Here is an 18,827-nt window from a genome sequence, read left to right as displayed (position 1 = left end):
ACTTGGCGATTTTCTCATACGGTTGTCCACAGCGCTCTCAACAGTTTCTGTGGGTAACTGTCCGTGCGCACGCGTACCGTCGGCGTGATTCACTTACAAAAAAATCGGGCGTCTCGCGGGGAAGTGAGCTCGAATTCTTTAAAATACGCTGTTACCCTGCGCGTGCAGCCGAACAGGCGCTTTGCCGCCGTGCGCGTCCCGAACGTCCGAGCCATGCCGCCCGGCCCGTGCCGGCACACATCGCTCGCGCGGTCCGGTTCATCGTGGCGCGCGGCCACCAGCCGCGAGCCTCACGCGACCACTCACGTGACTGATTCAGTCAACCGGCGCAGCCGACCAGGCCATGCGTCCGGGTCACGCGCCGAACCATCGAAGTCATGCCAATCATCAAACGACCGAATTCCTCGAACCCTTCACGCGACGTCCGGCATTACATCGGCGACGGCAACCGTCACGACGACGACCGCAATGACCGCAAAGACCGCAACGACGGCCGCTATCGCGACGAACCCGAAGGGCGCTCGTTCTTCGCGCGCATCGCATTGTGGTTTGCGGGGCTGTTCGCGCTCGCGGGCGTGATCGGCGCGCTCATCATCGGCTATGCGCTCGTCGTGATGGGACCGAACCTGCCCTCGCTCGACGCGCTCACCGATTATCGGCCGAAAGTGCCGCTGCGCGTCTATACCGCCGATCACGTGCTGATCGGCGAATTCGGCGAGGAACGGCGGTCGCTCGCGCGCTTCCAGGATATTCCCGACCAGATGAAGAAGGCGGTCCTCGCGATCGAGGACTACCGTTTCTACGATCACGGCGGCGTCGACTTTCTCGGCATCCTGCGCGCGGGCGTGAGCGACGTGATGCATGGCGGCGCATCGCAGGGCGCGAGCACGATCACGATGCAGGTCGCGCGCAACTTCTTCCTGTCGAGCGAAAAGACCTACACGCGCAAGATCTATGAAATGCTGCTTGCGTACAAAATCGAGCGCGCGCTGACGAAGGACCAGATTCTCGAGCTGTACATGAACCAGATCTATCTGGGCGAGCGCGCCTACGGCTTCTCGGCCGCGGCGCGCGTCTACTTCGGCCGCGACCTGAAGGACATCACGCTCGCGCAGGCCGCGATGCTCGCGGGCCTGCCGAAGGCGCCGTCCGCGTATAACCCGGTCGTCAATCCGAAGCGCGCGAAGATCCGCCAGCAGTACATCCTGAAGCGCATGCTCGACCTGAACTACATCACGCGCGAGCAGTACGACCAAGCCGTCGTCGAGGACATCCACACGAAATCCACCGGCACCGAGTACGGCGTGCATGCGGAATACGTCGCGGAAATGGTCCGGCAGATGATGTACGCGCAGTACAAGGAAGAGACCTACACGCGTGGCCTCACGGTCACGACGACCATCGATTCCGCCGATCAGGACGCCGCCTATCGCGCGGTGCGAAAGGGCATCATGGATTACGAGCGGCGCCACGGCTATCGCGGGCCGGAAGGCTTCGTGAATCTGCCGAAGGACGACGACGACCGCGAGCAGGCCATCGAGGATGCGCTCGTCGATCACCCGGACGACGGCGATCTGGAGTCTGCGGTCGTGACGGCCGTGAGCCCGAAGCAGGTGAGCGCGCAGTTCGTCGGCGGCGAGACCGCGAACATCGCCGGGGACGGCCTGCGCTTCGCCGCGCCCGCGCTGCGCAGCAATGCGGCTGCGGCCTTGCGCATCAAGCCCGGTTCGATCGTGCGCCTGACGAAGGACGCGAAGGACAACTGGCAGATCACGCAATTGCCGCAAGTGGAAGGCGCGCTCGTCTCGCTCGTGCCGCAGGACGGCGCGATTCGCGCGCTTGTCGGCGGCTTCGACTTCAACAAGAACAAGTTCAACCACGTGACGCAGGCGTGGCGCCAGCCGGGTTCGAGCTTCAAGCCGTTCATCTACTCGGCGGCGCTCGACAAGGGCCTCGGACCGGCGACGATCATCAACGACGCGCCGCTCTATTTCCCGCCGACGACACCCGGCGGCCAGGCGTGGGAGCCGAAGGACGACGACCAGCCCGACGGCCCGATGTCGATGCGCACGGGTTTGCAGCGTTCGAAGAACCTCGTGTCGATCCGTATCCTGTCGTACATCGGCACGGCTTACGCGCAGGAGTTCGTCACGAAGAACTTCGGTTTCGACGTCGAAAAGACGCCGCCGTATCTGCCGCTCGCGCTCGGCGCCGGGCTCGTCACGCCGCTGCAGCTTTCCGGCGCGTATTCGGTGTTCGCGAACGGCGGTTATCGCATCAATCCGTACCTGATCGCCGAAGTCGCTGATGCGCGCGGCACGGTGATCTCGCGCGCCGACCCGCTGACGGCCGGCCGCAACGCGCCGCAGACGCTCGAGCCGCGCAACGCGTACATGATGAACAGCCTGCTGCACACGGTCGCGACGCAAGGCACGGGTGCCGCGACCAACGCACTCAAGCGTAACGACCTGCAAGGCAAGACCGGCACGACCAACGACGCGAAGGACGGCTGGTTCGCGGGCTACCAGCACTCGCTCGTGGCGGTGGCGTGGATGGGCTACGACCAGCCGAAGTCGCTCGGCAGCAAGGAGTTCGGTGCGCAGCTCGCGCTGCCGATCTGGGTCGATTACATGGGACGCGCGCTGCGCAACGTGCCGCAGCAGCAGATGCCGAAGCCCGACGGCATCACCGATTTCGACGGCGAACTCTTTTACGCCGACCGGACGCCCGGCAGCGGCTTCATCGCGAGCATCGGCATGGACGGGGCCGATCCGGCCGGCGCCGTGACGACGACATCGGGCGGAGTCGGCCCGGGCGGCATGCAGGCGCCGAACGTGAACGCCGACGAGCGCAAGCAGATCATGGATCTGTTCAGCAAGCACTAGACTGTCCGGGCCGCAACCGGCATCGCCTAAAAGAAACGCGCCGCAGTTCACACTGCGGCGCGTTTCTTTTTCGATGTCGCTAATCAGTTACCGAGCGCGGAGGGGGGCTTCACGGTGCAGGTCGTGCTGACCTTCGAGTGATCGGCGAAGGAAAGCGAGAGCGGGACCGTCGAGCCGACCTGGAGCGGCTTGCCCGCGCCTTCGAGCATCAGGTGATAGCCCTTCGGCGCGAAGCGCAGCGTGCCGTGCGCAGGCACTTCCGCCGATGCCACGTGCGACATCGTCGCGGTGCTGCCGTTGCTTTCCGACTTGTGGAGCATCGCCATACCGAACGCGGGCGTCTCGGCGCCGACGAGCGATGCGGGCGCGTCGCCGTCGTTCGACACCGTGAAGTAGCCCGACGACGGCAGGTTCGGCGGCATCGAGCGAATCCAGCAGTCGCTGACCGAAAGCGTCGCCGCGTGAGCGAGCGGCGCGCCGAGCAGCGCGGCGACGAGCGTCGCGCAGAGCGTGGTGAAAGGGGCGGCGATTTTTTTCATGCGAGTCTCATTTGACCTTGAAGTTGTAGTGGCCTTGCGTGCGATGGCCGTCGTCGGCGACGGCTGTCCAGTTCACGCGATACGTCCCCGGCGGGAGCGTGCCGAGCGCCACGCTCATGTGCTTCTTGTCGCTGGCATCGACGGCCGACGGCGCCGTGTTCACCTGCTTGCCGCCCGCACCGACGACAACCAGCTTGCTGAACGACGGCTCCAGCGCTTCGCCGAATTCGATGGCGACTTCCTGCGGCGCGGACACAGTGGAGTTGGGCGCCGGGTCCTGCTGCTTGGGGACGGCGTGCGCGAAGGCGAATTGCGCAGCGACGAATAGGCTGACGGCAAGCGTGCCGTGTTTGATGATAGATGCGTTCATATCGATTGACTCCCGCCGGATGGGAAGGTGTTGACGAGCGGCGCGCACGCGCGAAGCCGTTGGCGGCAATGCGTGCGTCGCGACAAGGCGAGTGAATCAGGCGAACGAGGGCGGGGCGCGCGGCTGGGCCGCGATGAGGGCCGCATGCGGCCGCTCGAGCGTATCCAGTCGTGCGACGGGCGTCGGGTCCGCGAGGACAGGCACGCGATGCGCGTGCGCGGGCGGTGGCGTGACGGGCGTATGAGCGGCGAGGTTGCAATAGCCGCACGCCTGCAAGTGCGGGAGGGCGGTGTCGTCGCCGTGCTTCGATACCTTTGTCTCGACCGAGCAGAACGCCGCGAGCATCGATTCGATGCGCGTGCGTTCGAGCATCTGCGATGCGGCAGGGGCGAGCGCCGTCATCAGGATCGCGAACAATCCGACGATACCGCCGATCTTCCGTATCAGGGCGCTACGCATGAACGCGTGGATGCATCGAATGGGGAACGAGCAGGCGATTATGCCATGCGCGATAAGCGACGCCCGCGCCATGGCGGACGGTGCGGCAATTGGCGTCGAACGCGCGCGAGGCCGGAAAAGCAAAAAGCCCGGCGAGCCGGGCTTTTTGCCTTGAATGCTTGGTTGCGGGGGTAGGATTTGAACCTACGACCTTCGGGTTATGAGCCCGACGAGCTGCCAGACTGCTCCACCCCGCGTCCGTCGAAGAAAAGATTATAGAGCATCAGGATAGCCGCCGCAAGCTTTTCGAGATTTTGATGAGACGCGCAGAGGTCGATTCATGCGCGTCTCGCCCGATTTCAAGAAAAGTCTATAGGCGTTGGTGTCGTATTTCACTGCGCTGCTGTCGAGCGCGCTCACCGAACTCGCTACCGATTTCAACTGGTCGACGTTGACGGCATCGGTCGTTGCCGTCCCTGCGGCGACGTTCGCGATCTGGTGTTCGCTGCCCTTCGCGCTCACCGATACCGTATTGGCGCGATCCGCGATCCGCGATCCGCGATCGAATTAGAGCCGAGCGCGATCGAGTTGTCCGCGCAGCCCTGAGCCGTCGAGCCATAACCGATTGCCGACGCTCAGCCATAGGTGGTGGTGTTGGGGCAGTAACTTGAAACGCCGTAGGCGCCGTCGCCAACCGCGAGATCACCCGATAAGCCCGAGTTAGCCACATTGCCGAGCGAAGTGCCCGCGCTCGTTCGCCCGCGAGCGCTACACCCAACGACAGCGCAGGTGCGAGCTTGACGCTCGACGCCTTCTTGCCGCGGCGCCCGCTGTTTCCGACACGGCTACCAAAGCACCGACCGACTCCTTTCATACCGATTTATAGCCGGTGCGCGCGACCGACCGATCGCGTCTGTCGACGCGCGCTGGAATGTAATTGCCTGGCTTACGTTTCGTAGCGCGAAACATATAATTTGAATTATTTGGCAGCAGGCGCAATGAAATACATGAACCCTTTCCGAGGCGCACGCTCTAGATCGCGCAGCGAGACCTGCGATCAATCCGCGGTGAAACTCAAAGAATCGCTTTGATCTGAATTTCGTCTCATGACGACGCGCCATGTCGCTGCAATGAAGGTCCGTGACGGTGCGCGCTGCGTCGTTTGCACGCGGGCGTGTCAAAATCGCATTCGCTCATGCGAGTTCCACTTCATTCGACACGATCACGAAGGCATCCCCATGGACATCCCCCACGACCTCAACGCCATCGCCCATCAGGAAAAAACGCTGGTCTTTCCGAAGTTCGACTGCGATCGCGCATGGCAGATCGGCGCGCAACTGCGCGAGATGGCGTTTGCGCGCGGCGCGGCCGTCGCGATCGACGTGCGCACGTTCGGCCAGCGGCTCTTCTTCGCCGCGCTCGACGGCGCGACGCCCAACAACAGCGCCTGGATCGAGCGCAAGTCGCGCACTGTCGAGCATTTCCGGCGCAGCTCCTACGCGATCGGACTGCAACTCCAGCAGCAGGGCGTGACACTCGGCGAGAAATACGGTCTTCCCGTCGCCGAGTTCGCCTCGCATGGCGGCGCCTTTCCGCTCTCGGTGGCGGGCGCGGGCGTGATCGGCTCGGTGGCGGTCTCCGGGATGCCGCAACGCGACGATCACCAACTGGTGGTCGAAGCGCTCTGCGCGGTGCTCGGTCAGGACTTCGGCGCGCTTCTGCTCACGCGGCAAGCGGGGGAATCAAGGGAATAGGGCGCATGCGTTCGTCCGCGTATGTGCTCCTTGCGTTCGCGATCGTCGCCGAGGTCGTGGCGACGTCCGCGTTGCGCGCTTCCGACGGTTTCACGCGCCTGATCCCGTCGATCGTCGTGGTCGTGGGCTACGGTTTTTCGTTCTATTTGTTGTCGCTCACGCTGCGCTCGATTCCGGTCGGCGTCGTCTATGCCGTCTGGTCCGGCGCGGGGATCGTGCTGATCACGGCGGTCGCCGCGATCCTCTTCAAGCAGATCCCCGACTGGCCCGCCGTGCTCGGCATGGGCCTGATCGTGTCGGGCGTCGTGGTGCTCAATGTGTTCTCGAAGGTCAGCGCCCACTGACGGCGTTGCCGGGCGGGCGCCTTCCTGACGCCCGCGCTCACTTGCAGCGCACGACCATCGAGCGGTTCTTGACGTTCGCGGAGATCACGTTGCTGATGCCGCCTCCGGTCGGGCCGCCTTCCTCGTTGTCCTTGGAGACGATGTCGTAGCCGGTCGCGCCGCAGGCCTTGCCCGCGAGCACATAGCAGCTTCCCCAGCTCGACGACGCATCCGCGCCGCTGCAGTTGACCGCGTAACCGGTTTGCCCGTCGGGCAGGTTGATGAGCGACGCATTGTTCGACGACGCGCACGCCGACAAACCCGCGGCCACGACGACAAGGGCCGCGCCAAGCGGCAGGCCGGGCGATCTCGGCGAAGTGCGGCGCATGCGCCGCGCGAATTCCTTCATTTCTACCTCGTGAAAGAGTGGTTTCAAGCTGGGATGCCGTATTTTCCCACACGCGCTTTACGTGCCGCGTAAGCGGTTGTTAGCGCGGCGTCACGCGGGCGTGCGGTTTGCGGGAGCGTCAGGCAGAGCGCGGGGCGGTCGATGAGGAGGCGGGCGCGATAACCGGCACGGTTTGCCGCAAAGCGGAAATCGACGCGAACTAATTTCCGAATCGCGAACCTTACTGCATGCGCCCGCGGGTCGCGGCCACGAGCCGGCGACCGGCGTACCGGCGCCTCGAACCGCACAAGGAGAACTCCATGGCAGAACGTGTTTCCGGTCCCTACCGGGGCTATTACATCAGCGCGTCGGCGCGGCTGACCCATTCGCATCCGTCCGACGACGCCGCCGAAGCGCCGATCTACGTCGGCGCCGTGAGCGTCGCGCAGCGCGGTCCGGACGACGCGCATCGCTTCGAGGCACTCGTCGATCTCGGCAGCGAGCAGCGCTTCGCGACCGAAGACGAAGCGCTCGCGCACGTCGAACAGGCGGCCCGCGACTACATCGATCGACTCCTCTCCGTGACCTGATGCGCCAGCTCAACGTCCGCCATCCGCTGTTGCACGACATCGCGCGTTGCCTGCTCGATCTGTTCCCGAGCAACGCCGATGTGAGCGAGGTCGGCCCGGAACTCGCGCCTTCGCTCTTCGTGAGCTGGCGCACGAGCGGTGTCGCGAATCATCCGGGCAACGTCGCGTGGGGCGTGCACTACCGGTTCGACCCGCAATTGCTGAAGAGCGGCACCGAACTCACCCGCGAAGCGTGCGATCTTGCACGCGAGCGCGTGCGCGAGATGAGCCGGCACCTGCGCTTCGACTACGCGGACCCTCAGGCGACGTCGCTTTTCATCGTCGATGTGCCGAGGGCCGTGTTCGAGGCATGACCGACGCCTTGCGTCGCTCGTTACATAGCGATGCGCCGGGCCGTCGCTGTTCGCTCTGGACCGCGCATCGCGCTCGCGAGTACCATATCCGCCGATCCATCGGAATTCGAGCCGCTATCGGCCACTTTCCGATCTTTCTTGTCCAGTCACGAGGCGATCATGGTTATCGAATTTCCCTCAGACGCTCCCGACTATCACAGCGCCAACCTGACGATCGTCTTCGCGGCGCTCGTCGATGGCGCGCGGGTTCCGTGTGCGATCTCGGTCGAGGCGCTGGAAGATCATTTCGACGCGCAGAGCTTCGACAGCAGCGGCTGGATCAACGCATTCGACGCCGGGCGTCCACGCATCGAAGCCGTGGCGCGTGAACATCTGCGGGTGAGCAACGGCTCGCCGGTTCTACTTAAGAGCGGACATTTTCCGCCGGGAAAAGTCATCGCCTGAGCGCGTCGCCTTCGTTTGTCCCGCACGCCGGGACGCAATTACACGCCCTTGTAAGGCCTGCCCGCCGCGCGCGATCATGCCGTCGACGCGCAGTGCGGCGACCCCGAAGCGCGCATCCGCTCCGCAGCGCACCCAGACGCCCATAAACGCACGGCAAAAGCCGTGAGCGACCTCACGCGCGCCCCGATTTGCGATTACCATTCCAGTTATCGTGCGCCGCGCATCGCGACTGGTGCGGCACGCAGCTTGCTCTGCGAGACGCGTTTCGCGGCAGCAGCACAACTATAAAAGTCGTTCGGGGGTGTCATGTTGCATACCTTGGCGAGTTCGCTCGTCGAATTCAATGCGTTCTGGCTGATCTGGGCCGCCGCCGGCGTGCTGTTTCTGGCCGCGTGCATCGTGATCGCGTCGGCCATTACGAGCGAGCAGGAAGAACCGTTCGAGCGTGCCGCGCCGCGATCCGACAATAAGCGCAAAATAATAGTCTGAAGCGCCCGGCCGGGCTGAACGACCGTCAGTCCGGGCTCATTTTCCGAGAGTGCCCGCATGGGAATCCAGGAACGACGGACCGAACAGCGGCAGGCGGTGCGGGAGCGCATCTTGAGTGCGTCGCGGGAAATCGTCGGCCGGGAGGGCTTCGCCGCGCTGTCCATGCGCAAGATCGCGGAGGCGATCGACTATTCGCCCGCCGCCCTGTACCTGCATTTCAAAAGCCGTGCCGAGATCGCCCGCGCGTTGCGCAGCGAGGGGTACGCGCAACTGCTGACGGCCTTCGCGCCGCACGCGAGCATCGTCGATGCCGCCGAGCGGCTGAAGGCCATGGGGCGCGCGTACGTCGAATTCGGGCTCGGCCATTGCGAAACCTATCGCCTGATGTTCATGGAAGCGTCGGGCGTCGACGCGAGCGCCGCCACCGCCGATGCCGCGAAAACCCTGTCGCTCGTGACCGACGCATTCGTCGAATTGCGCGCGGCCGGTCGCCTGTCGGCCGGAGCGCCCGCCGCCGCATGCGCGGAGGCGCTGTGGGCGAACCTGCACGGCATCGTCGCGCTTGCCATCGTGAATTCCGCGCGGTCGTCGCGTGTTTCGCACGCGTCGCATCCCGTTTCTTCAACGCATTCCGCGCAACTCGCGCTGCCGCGCTCGTCGGCTGAAGCGCTCGCCGAGCTTTCGCTCGACGCGTGGTTCGGCCGCGACCCCGGGCGGGCATGAACCTCGCGTGGAAACGAATCGACACCCAGCGAACCGAACCTTTTTGCACCGATGAGAACCCACGACATCCATATCGAAACCGCCAACGGCATCGGCTTTATCGCGCTCGATCGGCCGCAGGCGCTGAACGCGCTCACGAGCGGCATGCTGCACGCCATTCGCAACGCGCTCGGCGACTGGCGCCACGACCACGCGATCCGAGCCGTGGTGGTCTACAGCCCGCACGCGCGCGCGTTCTGCGCGGGCGGCGACATCCGTTTCCTGTACGAGGCGGCGACGGCGGGCGAACGCGCGACCGTCGACAAATTCTTCACCGACGAATATCGCCTCAATCACACCGTTTTCACGTTTTCGAAGCCGTATATCGCGGTGACGAACGGCGTCGTGATGGGCGGCGGCGTCGGCATTTCGCAGGGCGCGCATCACACGGGCGGCCTGCGGATCGTGACCGGCTCGACGAAGATGGCGATGCCGGAGACGCGCATCGGCCTTTTTCCAGACGTCGGCGCGAGCTGGTTTCTCGCCCGCGCGCCCGGCGCGATCGGGCGCTATCTGGCGGCCACCGGCGCGACGATCGGCGCCGCGGACGCGCTCTACGCGCGTCTCGCCGACGCCTATCTCGACGACGCCGCGCTGCCCGGCCTGATTGAGGCGCTGAAGCACGAGCGTCTGAACGACGGCGTCGACATCGTGCGTTTCATCGGGGCCGAGTGCGTGAAGCACAAGGTCGCGCCCACGCCCGACGCGAGTCCGCTCGCCGCGGTCCGCACGTCGATCGACAAGCATTTCGCGGCGGGCGACGGCAAGTCGATTCTCGCGTCGCTGGAAAAGGAAGCCGATGGCGGCGCCGCCGCCGAGTGGGCGCGCGAGACGATCGGCGTGCTGCGCGAGCGCTCGCCGCTGTCGATCGAGATCGCGCTGGAACTCGTCGACCGCGCGCGGCTCTCGACGATGGCCGACACGCTGCGCCGCGACCTCGACGTGACGCGCAACGTGTTCGAGCACGGCGACGTGGTGGAGGGCATCCGGGCGCGCATCGTCGACAAGGACAACCGGCCGGCGTGGAAGATCGCGCGTCTGGAAGACGTCACGCCCGAGGACGTGAAGCGGATGCTCGAAAGCCCGTGGTCGCGCGACCACCATCCGCTGAAGCTGCTGAAGGACTAAAAGACTAAGACGGCCGGCGCCCGCTGCGCTCGTCGCGGCGCGCGCCCGCGGTTTCCGCCATGAAGGCGCGCATGAAGACGAGCGCGCCCCAGCCCCACATCGCGTTGGTCACGAAGCCGATCGCGAGGCGCGGCAGCAGGTTGCCGCTCGGCCAGATGCCGCGCGCCGGATCGACGACGAACACGCTCGCCGCCGTCACCACGATGCCGCCGAAGACGAGTGCGCCGACCCACGGCGCGTTGCGATCGGGCGCGATGCGCAACAGCCACGCCATCAGCACGCCGAACACGGAACGCCACAGCGCGTTGGCGATGAATTCGGGGATGCCGAGCGGCAGGAACGGAGCGGTGGAATACCCGGCCGGATCGACGACGCCGGCCGCGTGCAGCAGCGCGAGCGTCGCTTCGCGGAAAAACAGGGCCGCGAGAAAGCCGGAAACGAACGGCAAAATGACTTTTTGCATTGAGTGCACCGCCGGCTGCGCCGTATTTTTTGGGATGAGCGCCATTATAGTGGCGCGCTTCCGGTCTTTTCCCGCTCTTGCCGCTCATGCGACGCCGAAGCGCTTCGCGCGCCAGCCAAATCACGAAAGCGGAAAACCTAAGCTCGAAAAAATCGTTCTAAACGATAGGGGGCATCCCTAGACTGTTTCACCAGCGGGACGGAACGGCCGTCCCGCGCGAACGCGCGACTGACATCACGAGCGCGAGCACAAGGAAACAGCAGCGATGTCCTATGTCGTGTCGATTTCGGGAAGTCCCGCCGCCCAGTCTCGCAGTACGCATCTGCTCTCGCTTGCCGAAAGCGCGTTGCGCTCGCGTGGCATCGCCGTGAGGCGCATCGACGCGCGCGCGCTGCCGCCTGCCGCACTGATGCATGCGGACTTCGCCCATCCGTCGATTCGCGAGGCGCTCGAACTGATCGAGCACGCGCAGGCGGTGGTGATCTCGACGCCGCTTTACAAAGCGTCCTACAGCGGCCTCGTCAAGACGCTGCTCGACCTGCTGCCGCAGACGGGGCTCGCCGGCAAGATCGTGCTGCCGATCGCGACGGGCGGTTCGCTCGCGCATCTGCTCGCGCTCGACTATGCGTTGAAGCCCGTGCTGTCGTCGCTCGGCGCGCGGCACCATCTGCCGAACGTGTTCGCCTCCGACGCCGATCTGCCGCGCTCGGCGAATGGCTACGCCGCGTCCCCGGAAACCGTGCAGCGCGTGAGCGCATCCGCCGATGCGCTCGCACACGCGCTCGACGAACAGGCGCAACTGCGCGAACTGCGCACGAAGGCCGCGAGCGTCGCGGCGGCCAGCGCGCCCCGCGAAACGGCCGCGACGCTCGCCGCGCTGATCCGCTGCGCGAGCTGACTGCGACATCGTCGTTTCGGGCTCGCGGGCGCTCGCCTCCTGCGGCACCGCATCGCCTCATTTTCTCGTCGAATTCACAAAAAACAGTGCAGGAGCCCCTGATGAATGTGTTCTGGTTCATTCCGACCCACGGCGACAGCCGCTATCTCGGCACGACCGAAGGCGCGCGCGCCGCGGACGCCGATTATTTCCGCCAGATCGCCGTCGCTGCCGATACGCTCGGCTACGAAGGCGTGCTGCTGCCGACCGGACGCTCGTGCGAGGACGCGTGGGTCGTCGCGTCGAGCCTGATTCCCGCGACGAAGCGCCTCAAGTTTCTCGTCGCGATCCGGCCGGGACTCTCGTCGCCGGGATTGTCGGCGCGCATGGCCGCCACCTTCGACCGGCTCTCGGGCGGGCGGCTCTTGATCAACGTCGTGACGGGCGGCGATCAGGCCGAACTGGAAGGCGACGGCGTGTTCCTCGATCACGACATGCGCTACGAAGTCACCGACGAATTCCTGCACATCTGGAAGAAGCTGCTCGCGGCGTCGCACACGAGCGAATCGATCGATTTCGAAGGCACGCATCTCGCGTCGAAGGGCGGCAAGCTGCTCTATCCGCCGGTGCAGAAGGCGCATCCGCCGCTATGGTTCGGCGGATCGTCGGCGGCGGCGCACGGGATCGTCGCCGATCACATCGACACTTATCTCACCTGGGGCGAGCCGCCTGCCGACGTCGAAAAGAAGCTCGCGGACGTGCGGAAACGCGTCGCGGCAGAAGGGCGCCAGATCAAATTCGGCATCCGCCTGCACGTGATCGTGCGCGAGACCGAAGAGGAAGCGTGGGCCGCCGCCGACAAGCTCATCAGCAAGCTCGACGACGAAACCATCCAGCGCGCGCAGGCACAGTTCGCGAAGATGGATTCCGAAGGCCAGCGGCGCATGGCGGCGCTGCACGGCGGACGGCGCGACAAGCTCGAGGTCTATCCGCATCTGTGGGCGGGCGTCGGACTCGTGCGCGGCGGGGCGGGCACGGCGCTCGTCGGCAATCCGGAGCAGGTCGCGGGGCTGATGAAGGAGTACGCGGCGCTCGGCATCGATACGTTCATTCTCTCCGGCTATCCGCATCTCGAAGAGTCGTACCGGTTCGCGGAACTCGTGTTCCCGCTCTTGCCGCGCGAGCAGAAGGAACGCATCGCCGGCCCGCTGTCGGGTCCGTTCGGCGAGGTCGTCGGCAATACGTACGTGCCGCGCGCGTCGCAAAGCTGACGTAGGAGCGACTCATGGCGCATATCGACATCGCCCAGCCGGGCACCGCGCGTGCCGGCGCTCGCGTAGCCGGCCTCTTGCGCCGCGTCGCAGCTCCGTGCGCGCCGTGGCTCGTGCCGCTCGCGATCCTCGTCGCGTGGGAACTCGCCGCGCGCACCGGCGGACTGTCGGCGCGAATCCTGCCCGAGCCGCTCGCGGTCGTCACGGCCGCGTGGACGCTCGTGCAGTCGGGCGACCTGTGGGCGAACGTGAAAGTGAGCGCGTGGCGCGCGCTGGCGGGTTTCGCGATCGGCGGCGGCATCGGCTTCGCGCTCGGGCTCGCGACGGGTCTTTCCCGCAACGCCGAAACCGCGCTCGATTCGACCATCCAGATGATCCGCAACATCCCCGCGCTCGCGATGATCCCGCTCGTGATCCTGTGGTTCGGCATCGGCGAGGAGGCGAAGCTTTTTCTCGTCGCGCTCGGCGTGTTTTTCCCGGTGTACGTGAACACGTTCCACGGTATCCGTTCCGTCGATGCCGGCCTGATCGAGATGGCGCGAAGCTATGGGCTCTCCGGCTTCGCGCTCTACCGCGACGTGATCCTGCCGGGCGCGCTGCCGTCGATCCTGGTCGGCGTGCGTTTCGCGCTCGGGCTCATGTGGGTGATGCTGATCGTCGCGGAAACGATTTCGGCGCAATCGGGCATCGGCTACATGACGATGAACGCGCGCGAATTTCTCCAGACCGACGTCGTGGTGGTCGGCATCCTGCTGTACGCGCTGCTCGGCAAGCTCGCCGACATGCTCGCGAAGGGCATCGAGCGCGCGACGCTGCGCTGGCACCCGGCTTATCAGGCAAAAGGAGCCCGTTGATGAGCGCGATCACCTCTTCCACCGATTTCCCACGCGGCGAACTCGACCTCGACCTCGAACCGAGGCGAGACGCGAAGCGGGCCGCGCCGCTCGCGCGCGCCGCGACGCCCGCGCCGGGTGCGGATTTCGCCGTCGAAATGCGCGGCGTCGACAAGCGCTACGGCGAGCGCAACGTGCTCTCGAATTTCGACTTCGCGATCGAGCGGGGCAGTTTCGTGTCGATCGTCGGCCGGAGCGGCTGCGGGAAATCGACGCTGCTGCGGCTCGTCGCGGGACTCGAAGCGCCGGGCGGCGGCACGTTCGACCGACACGGCGCGCGCGGGAGCGAAGCGTTGCAAACCCGCATCATGTTCCAGGACGCGCGGCTTCTGCCCTGGAAGACGGTGCTGCAGAACGTGATGCTCGGCCTGCCGCGCACCGCCCGCGACGATGCCCGCGCGGTGCTCGCCGAAGTGAACCTGAGCGATCGCGAAAACGACTGGCCCGCGCAGCTTTCCGGCGGCCAGCGTCAGCGCGTTGCGCTGGCGCGCGCGCTCGTGCATCGGCCGGATCTGCTCTTGCTCGACGAGCCGCTCGGCGCGCTCGATGCGCTCACCCGCATCGAAATGCACGCGCTGATCGAACGGCTCTGGCGCGAGCATCGCTTCACGGCGCTGCTCGTCACGCACGATGTAGAGGAGGCCGTGTCGCTCGGCGATCGCATCGTGCTGATCGAGGCGGGGCGCATTGCCTACGATGCCGCGATTCGTCTGCCGAGACCGCGTTCGCGGACCTCGCCTGCGTTCGCCGCGCTGGAGGAAGCGGTGCTCACGCGCGTGCTCGGGCACGCGCCGGGCGAGTTTCGTTCTTTTCCGGCGGCGTCCGTCGCCTGAAACAACCCCACACGAAGGAACCGAGCAATGACCATCACCGCCATCAACGTGCGCAATCAGTTCCGGGGCAAAGTGAAGGAGATCATCCGGGGACCGGTGGTGTCGGAAGTCGATGTCGATACGCCGTTCGGCATCGTCACGTCCGTGATCACGACGCGCTCGATCGACGAACTCGCGCTTGCCGTCGGCACGGAAGTGGTGGCGCTCGTCAAGTCGACGGAAGTCTCGATCGCGCTGATCTGAGCGCTCGTCTGGACGCGCGATCGGGCTTATTTCGCAATCGCGTCGCTGGCGGGGCTGTGGTGGAGCATGCGGTCGCTGTTCGGCGGCGGCACCGGGCGCTTGACCGGCATGTTGTCCGGATTGTTCGGGCGCGTGGCGCTCGCGGCCGCCGCGCCCGGCGGCTTGACCATCGATGCGTTGGCGTCGCCCGGCGGCGCCGTTTGCGCCCAGGCGTTCGCCGCGCTCAGCACGCTCGCGAACGCGAAAAGGGCTGCGAACAAGGGTCGGCTCGTCATGACTTGCTCCCGATTTACGCCGGCGTGGCGTTTTCGCGCGGCGTCGCTTTCTGATGTGCCCGGTTGCGGGCGTAGCAGTTCGACGGCGGTCGCGGCGGCGCAGCCGGCCGGTTTCACCGCCCTGCGGTAAAATCGTGGATTCGGCGCGACTTTGCGCGCCCCATGCCATCTTCCCGCGTTTTCCATGTCAGCAGTTTCCAAGCCCAGCCCCCGCCGCGTCAGCGTCGCCCCGATGATGGACTGGACCGACCGGCATTGCCGTTCGTTTCATCGTCTGATCACGCGCGACACGTGGCTTTACACCGAAATGGTGACCACCGGCGCGCTCCTTCACGGCGACGTCGCGCGGCATCTCGCCTTCACGCCCGCCGAAGCGCCGGTCGCGCTGCAGCTAGGTGGCAGCGAGCCGGCCGACCTCGCGAAGAGCGCGAAGCTCGGCGAACAATGGGGCTACGACGAGATCAACCTGAACTGCGGCTGCCCGTCGGAGCGCGTGCAGCGCGGCGCGTTCGGCGCGTGCCTGATGAACGAGCCGCAACTCGTCGCCGATTGCGTGAAGGCGATGCGCGATGCCGTCGCGATTCCGGTGACGGTGAAGCACCGCATCGGCGTCGATGCGGTCGAGAACTACGAGTTCGTGCGCGATTTCGTCGGCACAATCGCCGATGCGGGGTGCGAGGTCTTCATCGTGCACGCGCGCAATGCGATCCTGAAGGGCCTGAGCCCGAAGGAAAATCGCGAGATTCCGCCGCTCAAGTACGAGTATGCGTACCGGCTGAAGCGCGATTTCCCGCATCTGGAGATTTCAATCAACGGCGGCATCAAGACGCTCGACGAAGTGGAAGAGCACCTGAAGCACGTCGACGGCGTGATGCTCGGACGCGAGGCGTATCACAATCCGTTCGTGCTGGCGGGTGTCGATTCGCGCTTCTACGGCGCCAGCACGCCGGTGCCGACCCGCGAGGAGATCGAAGCGGGACTGATCGCCTACGCGCGCGCGGAACTTGCGCGCGGGACGTATCTCGGTGCGATCGTGCGGCACGCGCTCGGTTTGTACCGGGGCGTGCCTGGGGCGCGCGGCTGGCGCCGTGTGCTGTCGGACAGCCGTCGGCTTGCAGCGCGCGACCTCGCGATCTTCGACGAGGCGCGCGCTCATCTGCGCGAGACGCTGGAACTGGCCGAAGAGTCTGGCACGAATTGATTCGCGAGGGGCTAGGCAAACGGAATCTTTATTCGTATAATCTCGCTTCTCGATCGGCAAGCCAGTTCTGGCAAGCCCGGGAGCAGTAAATCAAGTTTGGTCAGTGGTGGCTGTAGCTCAGTTGGTAGAGTCCAGGATTGTGATTCCTGTCGTCGTGGGTTCGAGTCCCATCAGCCACCCCAATCGAATCAAAGCGCTAGCCCAGTCCTCGTAACTGGGCTTTTTGCTTTCTGCGTTCCTTGTAACCGCTCCTTCCTGATTCCCGTCCCCCGATCCGCGTTAAGCCGACTGAATGATTCGTCAGGCTGCAATCCGTACGTTAATCAACCTCTCCGAACGACCCCGTGCGCACCTCGCCGTTGCGCACGTATCGGTTAATCAGCACGCCGCCCGGCGTGCCGACCGAGTGCGCCAGAGTGAACGCGGACGCCAGGACGTCGTCGCCGAACAGGCGCTTTCCACGTCCAAGCAAGATCGGGTAAGTCAGAAGCCTGAGCTCGTCGACTAAGCCGGCCGCGAGCAGTTGACACACCATGTCGCCGCTGCCAAACGTCAGGAGATCGGCGCCGTCCTGACGTTGAAGCGCGCGTATCGCATCGGCAAGATCGCCTTCCAGCGCACGGCTGTTCTGCCAGTCGAGCGTATCGGGGCGATGCGTGGTGACGTGCTTGGGTACGCTGTTCAACCGGTCAGCAATGGCGCGGCTCGCCGAATCGGCCGGCACACGCGGCCAGTACGACGCGAATATGTCATAGGTGAAGCGCCCTAGCAGCAGTTCGAACGGCTGCGCGAGCAGGTCCTGCAAATGCCGGCCGATGGCGTCATCGGCATACGGAACGATCCACCCACCGAGGCCGAATTCACCGCCGGGATCTTCCTCGGGCCCGCCAGGGGATTGAATGACGCCATCCAGACTGATGAAAGCGGAAACAACGAGCTTGCGCATCCTGTCCTCCAGTTCGATGAACCCGGCCGGTCCGTCAATACGACGAACGACCCCCGTGTGGATCGACCGCCAGTCGATGAAATAATGCACGCGCGTCAAAAACAGTAAACTCACGGCACGGACCGTGCTCGCGTTCCGGCGTTTGACCTTGAGGAGGGACATGTTCGTGGCTAACGAAAAAATGCTGGCGCAAATGAGGGAGAAGCAGGGATTCATCGCCGCTCTGGATCAGAGCGGCGGTTCGACGCCGGGCGCGCTACGGCAGTACGGTATTCCGGATGACGCCTACAACGGCGACGCCGAGATGTTCAAGCTGATGCACGACATGCGCGTGCGCATCATCACCGCGCCGTCGTTCTCGGGCGAAAAGGTGATCGGCGCCATTCTCTTCGAAGCCACCATGGACGGTCAGGCGAACGGCAAGCCGGTGCCTGCGTTCCTGTGGGAAGACCGCGGCGTGGTGCCCTTCCTCAAGGTCGACAAGGGCCTTGAAGCCGAAGCCGACGGCGTGCAGGTCATGAAGCCCAACCCGGGCCTCGATGCGCTGCTGGCACGCGCGGCCAAGCTCGACATCTTCGGCACGAAGATGCGTTCGGTGATCCACCAGGCGAACGAGCAGGGCATCGCCGCCGTGGTGAAACAGCAGTTCGAAGTGGGCGCGCAGATCATCGGACATGGTCTCGTGCCGATTCTCGAACCCGAGGTATCGATCAAGAGCCCGGACAAGAAGGGCGCGGAAAAAATCCTGCGCGACGAATTGATCAAGGGACTGGACGCGCTGCCCGAGTCGAGCCAGGTGATGATCAAGCTGACCATCCCGGACGAAACGGACCTTTATCGTCCGCTGATCGAGCATCCGCGTGTCGTGCGCGTCGTCGCGCTGTCGGGCGGCTATACGCGCAGCGATGCGTGCGAGCGTCTTGCGAAGAACCACGGCATGATCGCGAGCTTCTCGCGCGCGCTCATCAACGAATTGAAGAAGTCGATGAGCGACGACGAGTTCAATACGACGCTCGAAGGTTCCATCGACGAAATCTACAACGCGTCGGTTCAGAAAACCTGACCCGTCGATAGCGGCGTCTGCATGACCCCAAGGCGGCAGCGCGAAGACAGATTCCTTCGCGGCTGCCGTTCTCTGCCAAATCTTCATTCGATCATTCGATCATTCGATCGTGCGACGGGCCGCGTCAGCGGCGCCGGCGTCTTCCGATCCCCGTCTCCCGTTCCCATCCCGCCTTATCGCCGCGCTCACGTTTAGTGGCGACGTTTATACGATTTTTATACCGGAGACCTGATTCTTAGCCGGGCTTTTACGCTGATTTGCGTACGCTTCAGTTCGTCCGAATCCGCTACGGGAGCTCA

At 65.1% G+C, this 18,827-nt stretch carries 26 protein-coding genes and 2 tRNA genes; 18 read left to right on the top strand and 10 right to left on the bottom strand.

The window, feature by feature from the left end:
* Positions 1 to 377: 377 nt before the first annotated feature.
* Positions 378 to 2,885, top strand: coding sequence for a penicillin-binding protein 1A (locus tag AWB66_RS15265; RefSeq protein WP_087631102.1), 2,508 nt, complete (start codon positions 378 to 380; stop codon positions 2,883 to 2,885).
* An 83-nt stretch (positions 2,886 to 2,968) separates the two neighbouring features.
* On the opposite strand, the gene AWB66_RS15260 is transcribed toward AWB66_RS15265, so the two are convergent.
* The 3 genes from AWB66_RS15260 to AWB66_RS15250 all read right to left on the bottom strand — a co-directional run bounded on the left by AWB66_RS15260 (position 2,969) and on the right by AWB66_RS15250 (position 4,253).
* Complete coding sequence (locus tag AWB66_RS15260; protein ID WP_087631101.1) at positions 2,969 to 3,424, bottom strand: copper chaperone PCu(A)C; 456 nt, start codon at positions 3,422 to 3,424, stop codon at positions 2,969 to 2,971.
* Positions 3,425 to 3,431: 7 nt separating this feature from the next.
* The gene (gene copC, locus AWB66_RS15255) at positions 3,432 to 3,794 is read right to left on the bottom strand and encodes a copper homeostasis periplasmic binding protein CopC (protein ID WP_087631100.1); all 363 of its coding nucleotides are present in this window, start codon (positions 3,792 to 3,794) and stop codon (positions 3,432 to 3,434) included.
* Between the two features lie 96 nt (positions 3,795 to 3,890).
* Positions 3,891 to 4,253 (bottom strand): DUF2946 domain-containing protein, encoded by a 363-nt coding sequence (locus AWB66_RS15250; protein ID WP_235021124.1) that lies wholly within the window; start codon positions 4,251 to 4,253, stop codon positions 3,891 to 3,893.
* Between AWB66_RS15250 and AWB66_RS34050 the strand changes: the two genes are divergently transcribed.
* On the top strand, positions 4,252 to 4,407 hold the full coding sequence (locus AWB66_RS34050) for a hypothetical protein (protein ID WP_200818995.1): 156 nt from the start codon (positions 4,252 to 4,254) through the stop codon (positions 4,405 to 4,407). The two genes, AWB66_RS15250 and AWB66_RS34050, sit on opposite strands and share 2 nt — an antisense overlap.
* A 5-nt stretch (positions 4,408 to 4,412) precedes the next feature.
* Here AWB66_RS34050 and AWB66_RS15245 read toward each other — a convergent pair.
* The 3 genes from AWB66_RS15245 to AWB66_RS34910 form a co-directional block, all read right to left on the bottom strand.
* Positions 4,413 to 4,489 (bottom strand) — tRNA-Met (locus AWB66_RS15245).
* A 16-nt stretch (positions 4,490 to 4,505) separates the two neighbouring features.
* On the bottom strand, positions 4,506 to 4,754 hold the full coding sequence (locus AWB66_RS34915; protein ID WP_268811152.1) for a hypothetical protein: 249 nt from the start codon (positions 4,752 to 4,754) through the stop codon (positions 4,506 to 4,508).
* The gene (locus AWB66_RS34910; protein WP_268811154.1) at positions 4,751 to 4,858 is read right to left on the bottom strand and encodes a hypothetical protein; all 108 of its coding nucleotides are present in this window, start codon (positions 4,856 to 4,858) and stop codon (positions 4,751 to 4,753) included. The genes AWB66_RS34915 and AWB66_RS34910 overlap by 4 nt, the downstream gene beginning before the upstream one ends.
* 612 nt (positions 4,859 to 5,470) lie before the next feature.
* Between AWB66_RS34910 and AWB66_RS15235 the strand changes: the two genes are divergently transcribed.
* Both AWB66_RS15235 and AWB66_RS15230 read left to right on the top strand, forming a co-directional pair.
* Complete coding sequence (locus AWB66_RS15235; RefSeq protein ID WP_087631099.1) at positions 5,471 to 5,986, top strand: heme-degrading domain-containing protein; 516 nt, start codon at positions 5,471 to 5,473, stop codon at positions 5,984 to 5,986.
* Positions 5,987 to 5,991: 5 nt separating this feature from the next.
* The gene (locus AWB66_RS15230; RefSeq protein ID WP_062637728.1) at positions 5,992 to 6,330 is read left to right on the top strand and encodes a DMT family transporter; all 339 of its coding nucleotides are present in this window, start codon (positions 5,992 to 5,994) and stop codon (positions 6,328 to 6,330) included.
* A gap of 37 nt (positions 6,331 to 6,367) precedes the next feature.
* Here the strand turns inward: AWB66_RS15230 and AWB66_RS15225 are convergent, their stop codons facing one another.
* Positions 6,368 to 6,718 (bottom strand): hypothetical protein, encoded by a 351-nt coding sequence (locus tag AWB66_RS15225; protein WP_125469736.1) that lies wholly within the window; start codon positions 6,716 to 6,718, stop codon positions 6,368 to 6,370.
* Between the two features lie 299 nt (positions 6,719 to 7,017).
* Between AWB66_RS15225 and AWB66_RS15220 the strand changes: the two genes are divergently transcribed.
* The 6 genes from AWB66_RS15220 (at position 7,018) to AWB66_RS15195 (ending at position 10,463) form a co-directional block, all read left to right on the top strand.
* On the top strand, positions 7,018 to 7,287 hold the full coding sequence (locus AWB66_RS15220) for a hypothetical protein (protein WP_087631098.1): 270 nt from the start codon (positions 7,018 to 7,020) through the stop codon (positions 7,285 to 7,287).
* Entirely contained in the window at positions 7,287 to 7,640 is a 354-nt protein-coding gene (locus tag AWB66_RS15215) for a hypothetical protein (protein WP_235021123.1), read from the top strand. Before AWB66_RS15220 ends, AWB66_RS15215 begins: the two co-directional genes overlap by 1 nt.
* A gap of 159 nt (positions 7,641 to 7,799) precedes the next feature.
* A complete protein-coding gene (locus AWB66_RS15210; RefSeq protein ID WP_087631097.1) occupies positions 7,800 to 8,084 on the top strand; it encodes a DUF1488 family protein in 285 nt (94 codons plus the stop codon).
* Positions 8,085 to 8,390: 306 nt separating this feature from the next.
* On the top strand, positions 8,391 to 8,573 hold the full coding sequence (locus tag AWB66_RS15205) for a hypothetical protein (RefSeq protein WP_087631096.1): 183 nt from the start codon (positions 8,391 to 8,393) through the stop codon (positions 8,571 to 8,573).
* 57 nt (positions 8,574 to 8,630) lie between these two features.
* The gene (locus tag AWB66_RS15200) at positions 8,631 to 9,296 is read left to right on the top strand and encodes a TetR/AcrR family transcriptional regulator (protein ID WP_087631095.1); all 666 of its coding nucleotides are present in this window, start codon (positions 8,631 to 8,633) and stop codon (positions 9,294 to 9,296) included.
* Between the two features lie 51 nt (positions 9,297 to 9,347).
* Complete coding sequence (locus AWB66_RS15195) at positions 9,348 to 10,463, top strand: enoyl-CoA hydratase/isomerase family protein (protein WP_087631094.1); 1,116 nt, start codon at positions 9,348 to 9,350, stop codon at positions 10,461 to 10,463.
* Between the two features lie 4 nt (positions 10,464 to 10,467).
* Here the strand turns inward: AWB66_RS15195 and AWB66_RS15190 are convergent, their stop codons facing one another.
* Positions 10,468 to 10,926 carry a hypothetical protein gene (locus AWB66_RS15190; RefSeq protein ID WP_087631168.1) on the bottom strand — a complete coding sequence of 153 codons (459 nt, stop codon included), beginning with the start codon at positions 10,924 to 10,926 and terminating at the stop codon, positions 10,468 to 10,470.
* Positions 10,927 to 11,191: 265 nt separating this feature from the next.
* Here AWB66_RS15190 and ssuE point away from each other — a divergent pair, with 265 nt between their 5' ends.
* From ssuE to AWB66_RS15165, 5 genes are all read left to right on the top strand, one after another.
* On the top strand, positions 11,192 to 11,824 hold the full coding sequence (ssuE, locus tag AWB66_RS15185) for an NADPH-dependent FMN reductase (RefSeq protein ID WP_087631093.1): 633 nt from the start codon (positions 11,192 to 11,194) through the stop codon (positions 11,822 to 11,824).
* Between the two features lie 101 nt (positions 11,825 to 11,925).
* Positions 11,926 to 13,074, top strand: a complete 1,149-nt coding sequence (gene ssuD / locus AWB66_RS15180) for an FMNH2-dependent alkanesulfonate monooxygenase (RefSeq protein ID WP_087631092.1) — start codon at positions 11,926 to 11,928, stop codon at positions 13,072 to 13,074.
* A gap of 14 nt (positions 13,075 to 13,088) precedes the next feature.
* Entirely contained in the window at positions 13,089 to 13,928 is an 840-nt protein-coding gene (gene ssuC, locus AWB66_RS15175) for an aliphatic sulfonate ABC transporter permease SsuC (RefSeq protein ID WP_087631091.1), read from the top strand.
* A complete protein-coding gene (locus AWB66_RS15170) occupies positions 13,928 to 14,800 on the top strand; it encodes an ATP-binding cassette domain-containing protein (RefSeq protein WP_087631090.1) in 873 nt (290 codons plus the stop codon). The genes ssuC and AWB66_RS15170 overlap by 1 nt, the downstream gene beginning before the upstream one ends.
* A 27-nt stretch (positions 14,801 to 14,827) precedes the next feature.
* Positions 14,828 to 15,043, top strand: coding sequence for a TOBE domain-containing protein (locus tag AWB66_RS15165; RefSeq protein ID WP_087631089.1), 216 nt, complete (start codon positions 14,828 to 14,830; stop codon positions 15,041 to 15,043).
* A 26-nt stretch (positions 15,044 to 15,069) separates the two neighbouring features.
* On the opposite strand, the gene AWB66_RS15160 is transcribed toward AWB66_RS15165, so the two are convergent.
* Positions 15,070 to 15,318 (bottom strand): hypothetical protein, encoded by a 249-nt coding sequence (locus tag AWB66_RS15160; protein WP_087631167.1) that lies wholly within the window; start codon positions 15,316 to 15,318, stop codon positions 15,070 to 15,072.
* Between the two features lie 184 nt (positions 15,319 to 15,502).
* On the opposite strand from AWB66_RS15160, the gene dusA reads away from it, so the two are divergent.
* Both dusA and AWB66_RS15150 read left to right on the top strand, forming a co-directional pair.
* A complete protein-coding gene (gene dusA, locus AWB66_RS15155; RefSeq protein ID WP_087631088.1) occupies positions 15,503 to 16,519 on the top strand; it encodes a tRNA dihydrouridine(20/20a) synthase DusA in 1,017 nt (338 codons plus the stop codon).
* Positions 16,520 to 16,625: 106 nt separating this feature from the next.
* Positions 16,626 to 16,701, top strand: a tRNA-His gene (locus AWB66_RS15150).
* A 137-nt stretch (positions 16,702 to 16,838) separates the two neighbouring features.
* Here the strand turns inward: AWB66_RS15150 and AWB66_RS15145 are convergent.
* Positions 16,839 to 17,465 (bottom strand): dihydrofolate reductase family protein, encoded by a 627-nt coding sequence (locus AWB66_RS15145; RefSeq protein WP_087631166.1) that lies wholly within the window; start codon positions 17,463 to 17,465, stop codon positions 16,839 to 16,841.
* A gap of 166 nt (positions 17,466 to 17,631) precedes the next feature.
* Here AWB66_RS15145 and AWB66_RS15140 point away from each other — a divergent pair, with 166 nt between their 5' ends.
* Positions 17,632 to 18,528 (top strand): fructose bisphosphate aldolase, encoded by an 897-nt coding sequence (locus AWB66_RS15140; RefSeq protein WP_087631165.1) that lies wholly within the window; start codon positions 17,632 to 17,634, stop codon positions 18,526 to 18,528.
* The last annotated feature ends 299 nt before the right edge of the window (positions 18,529 to 18,827 follow it).

The organism is Caballeronia telluris (assembly GCF_001544495.1).
GTDB classification, from domain to species: Bacteria; Pseudomonadota; Gammaproteobacteria; order Burkholderiales; family Burkholderiaceae; genus Caballeronia; species Caballeronia telluris.
The sequence above is the reverse complement of the archived record's forward strand: the minus strand, read 5'-3'. Positions and strand labels throughout refer to the sequence as shown.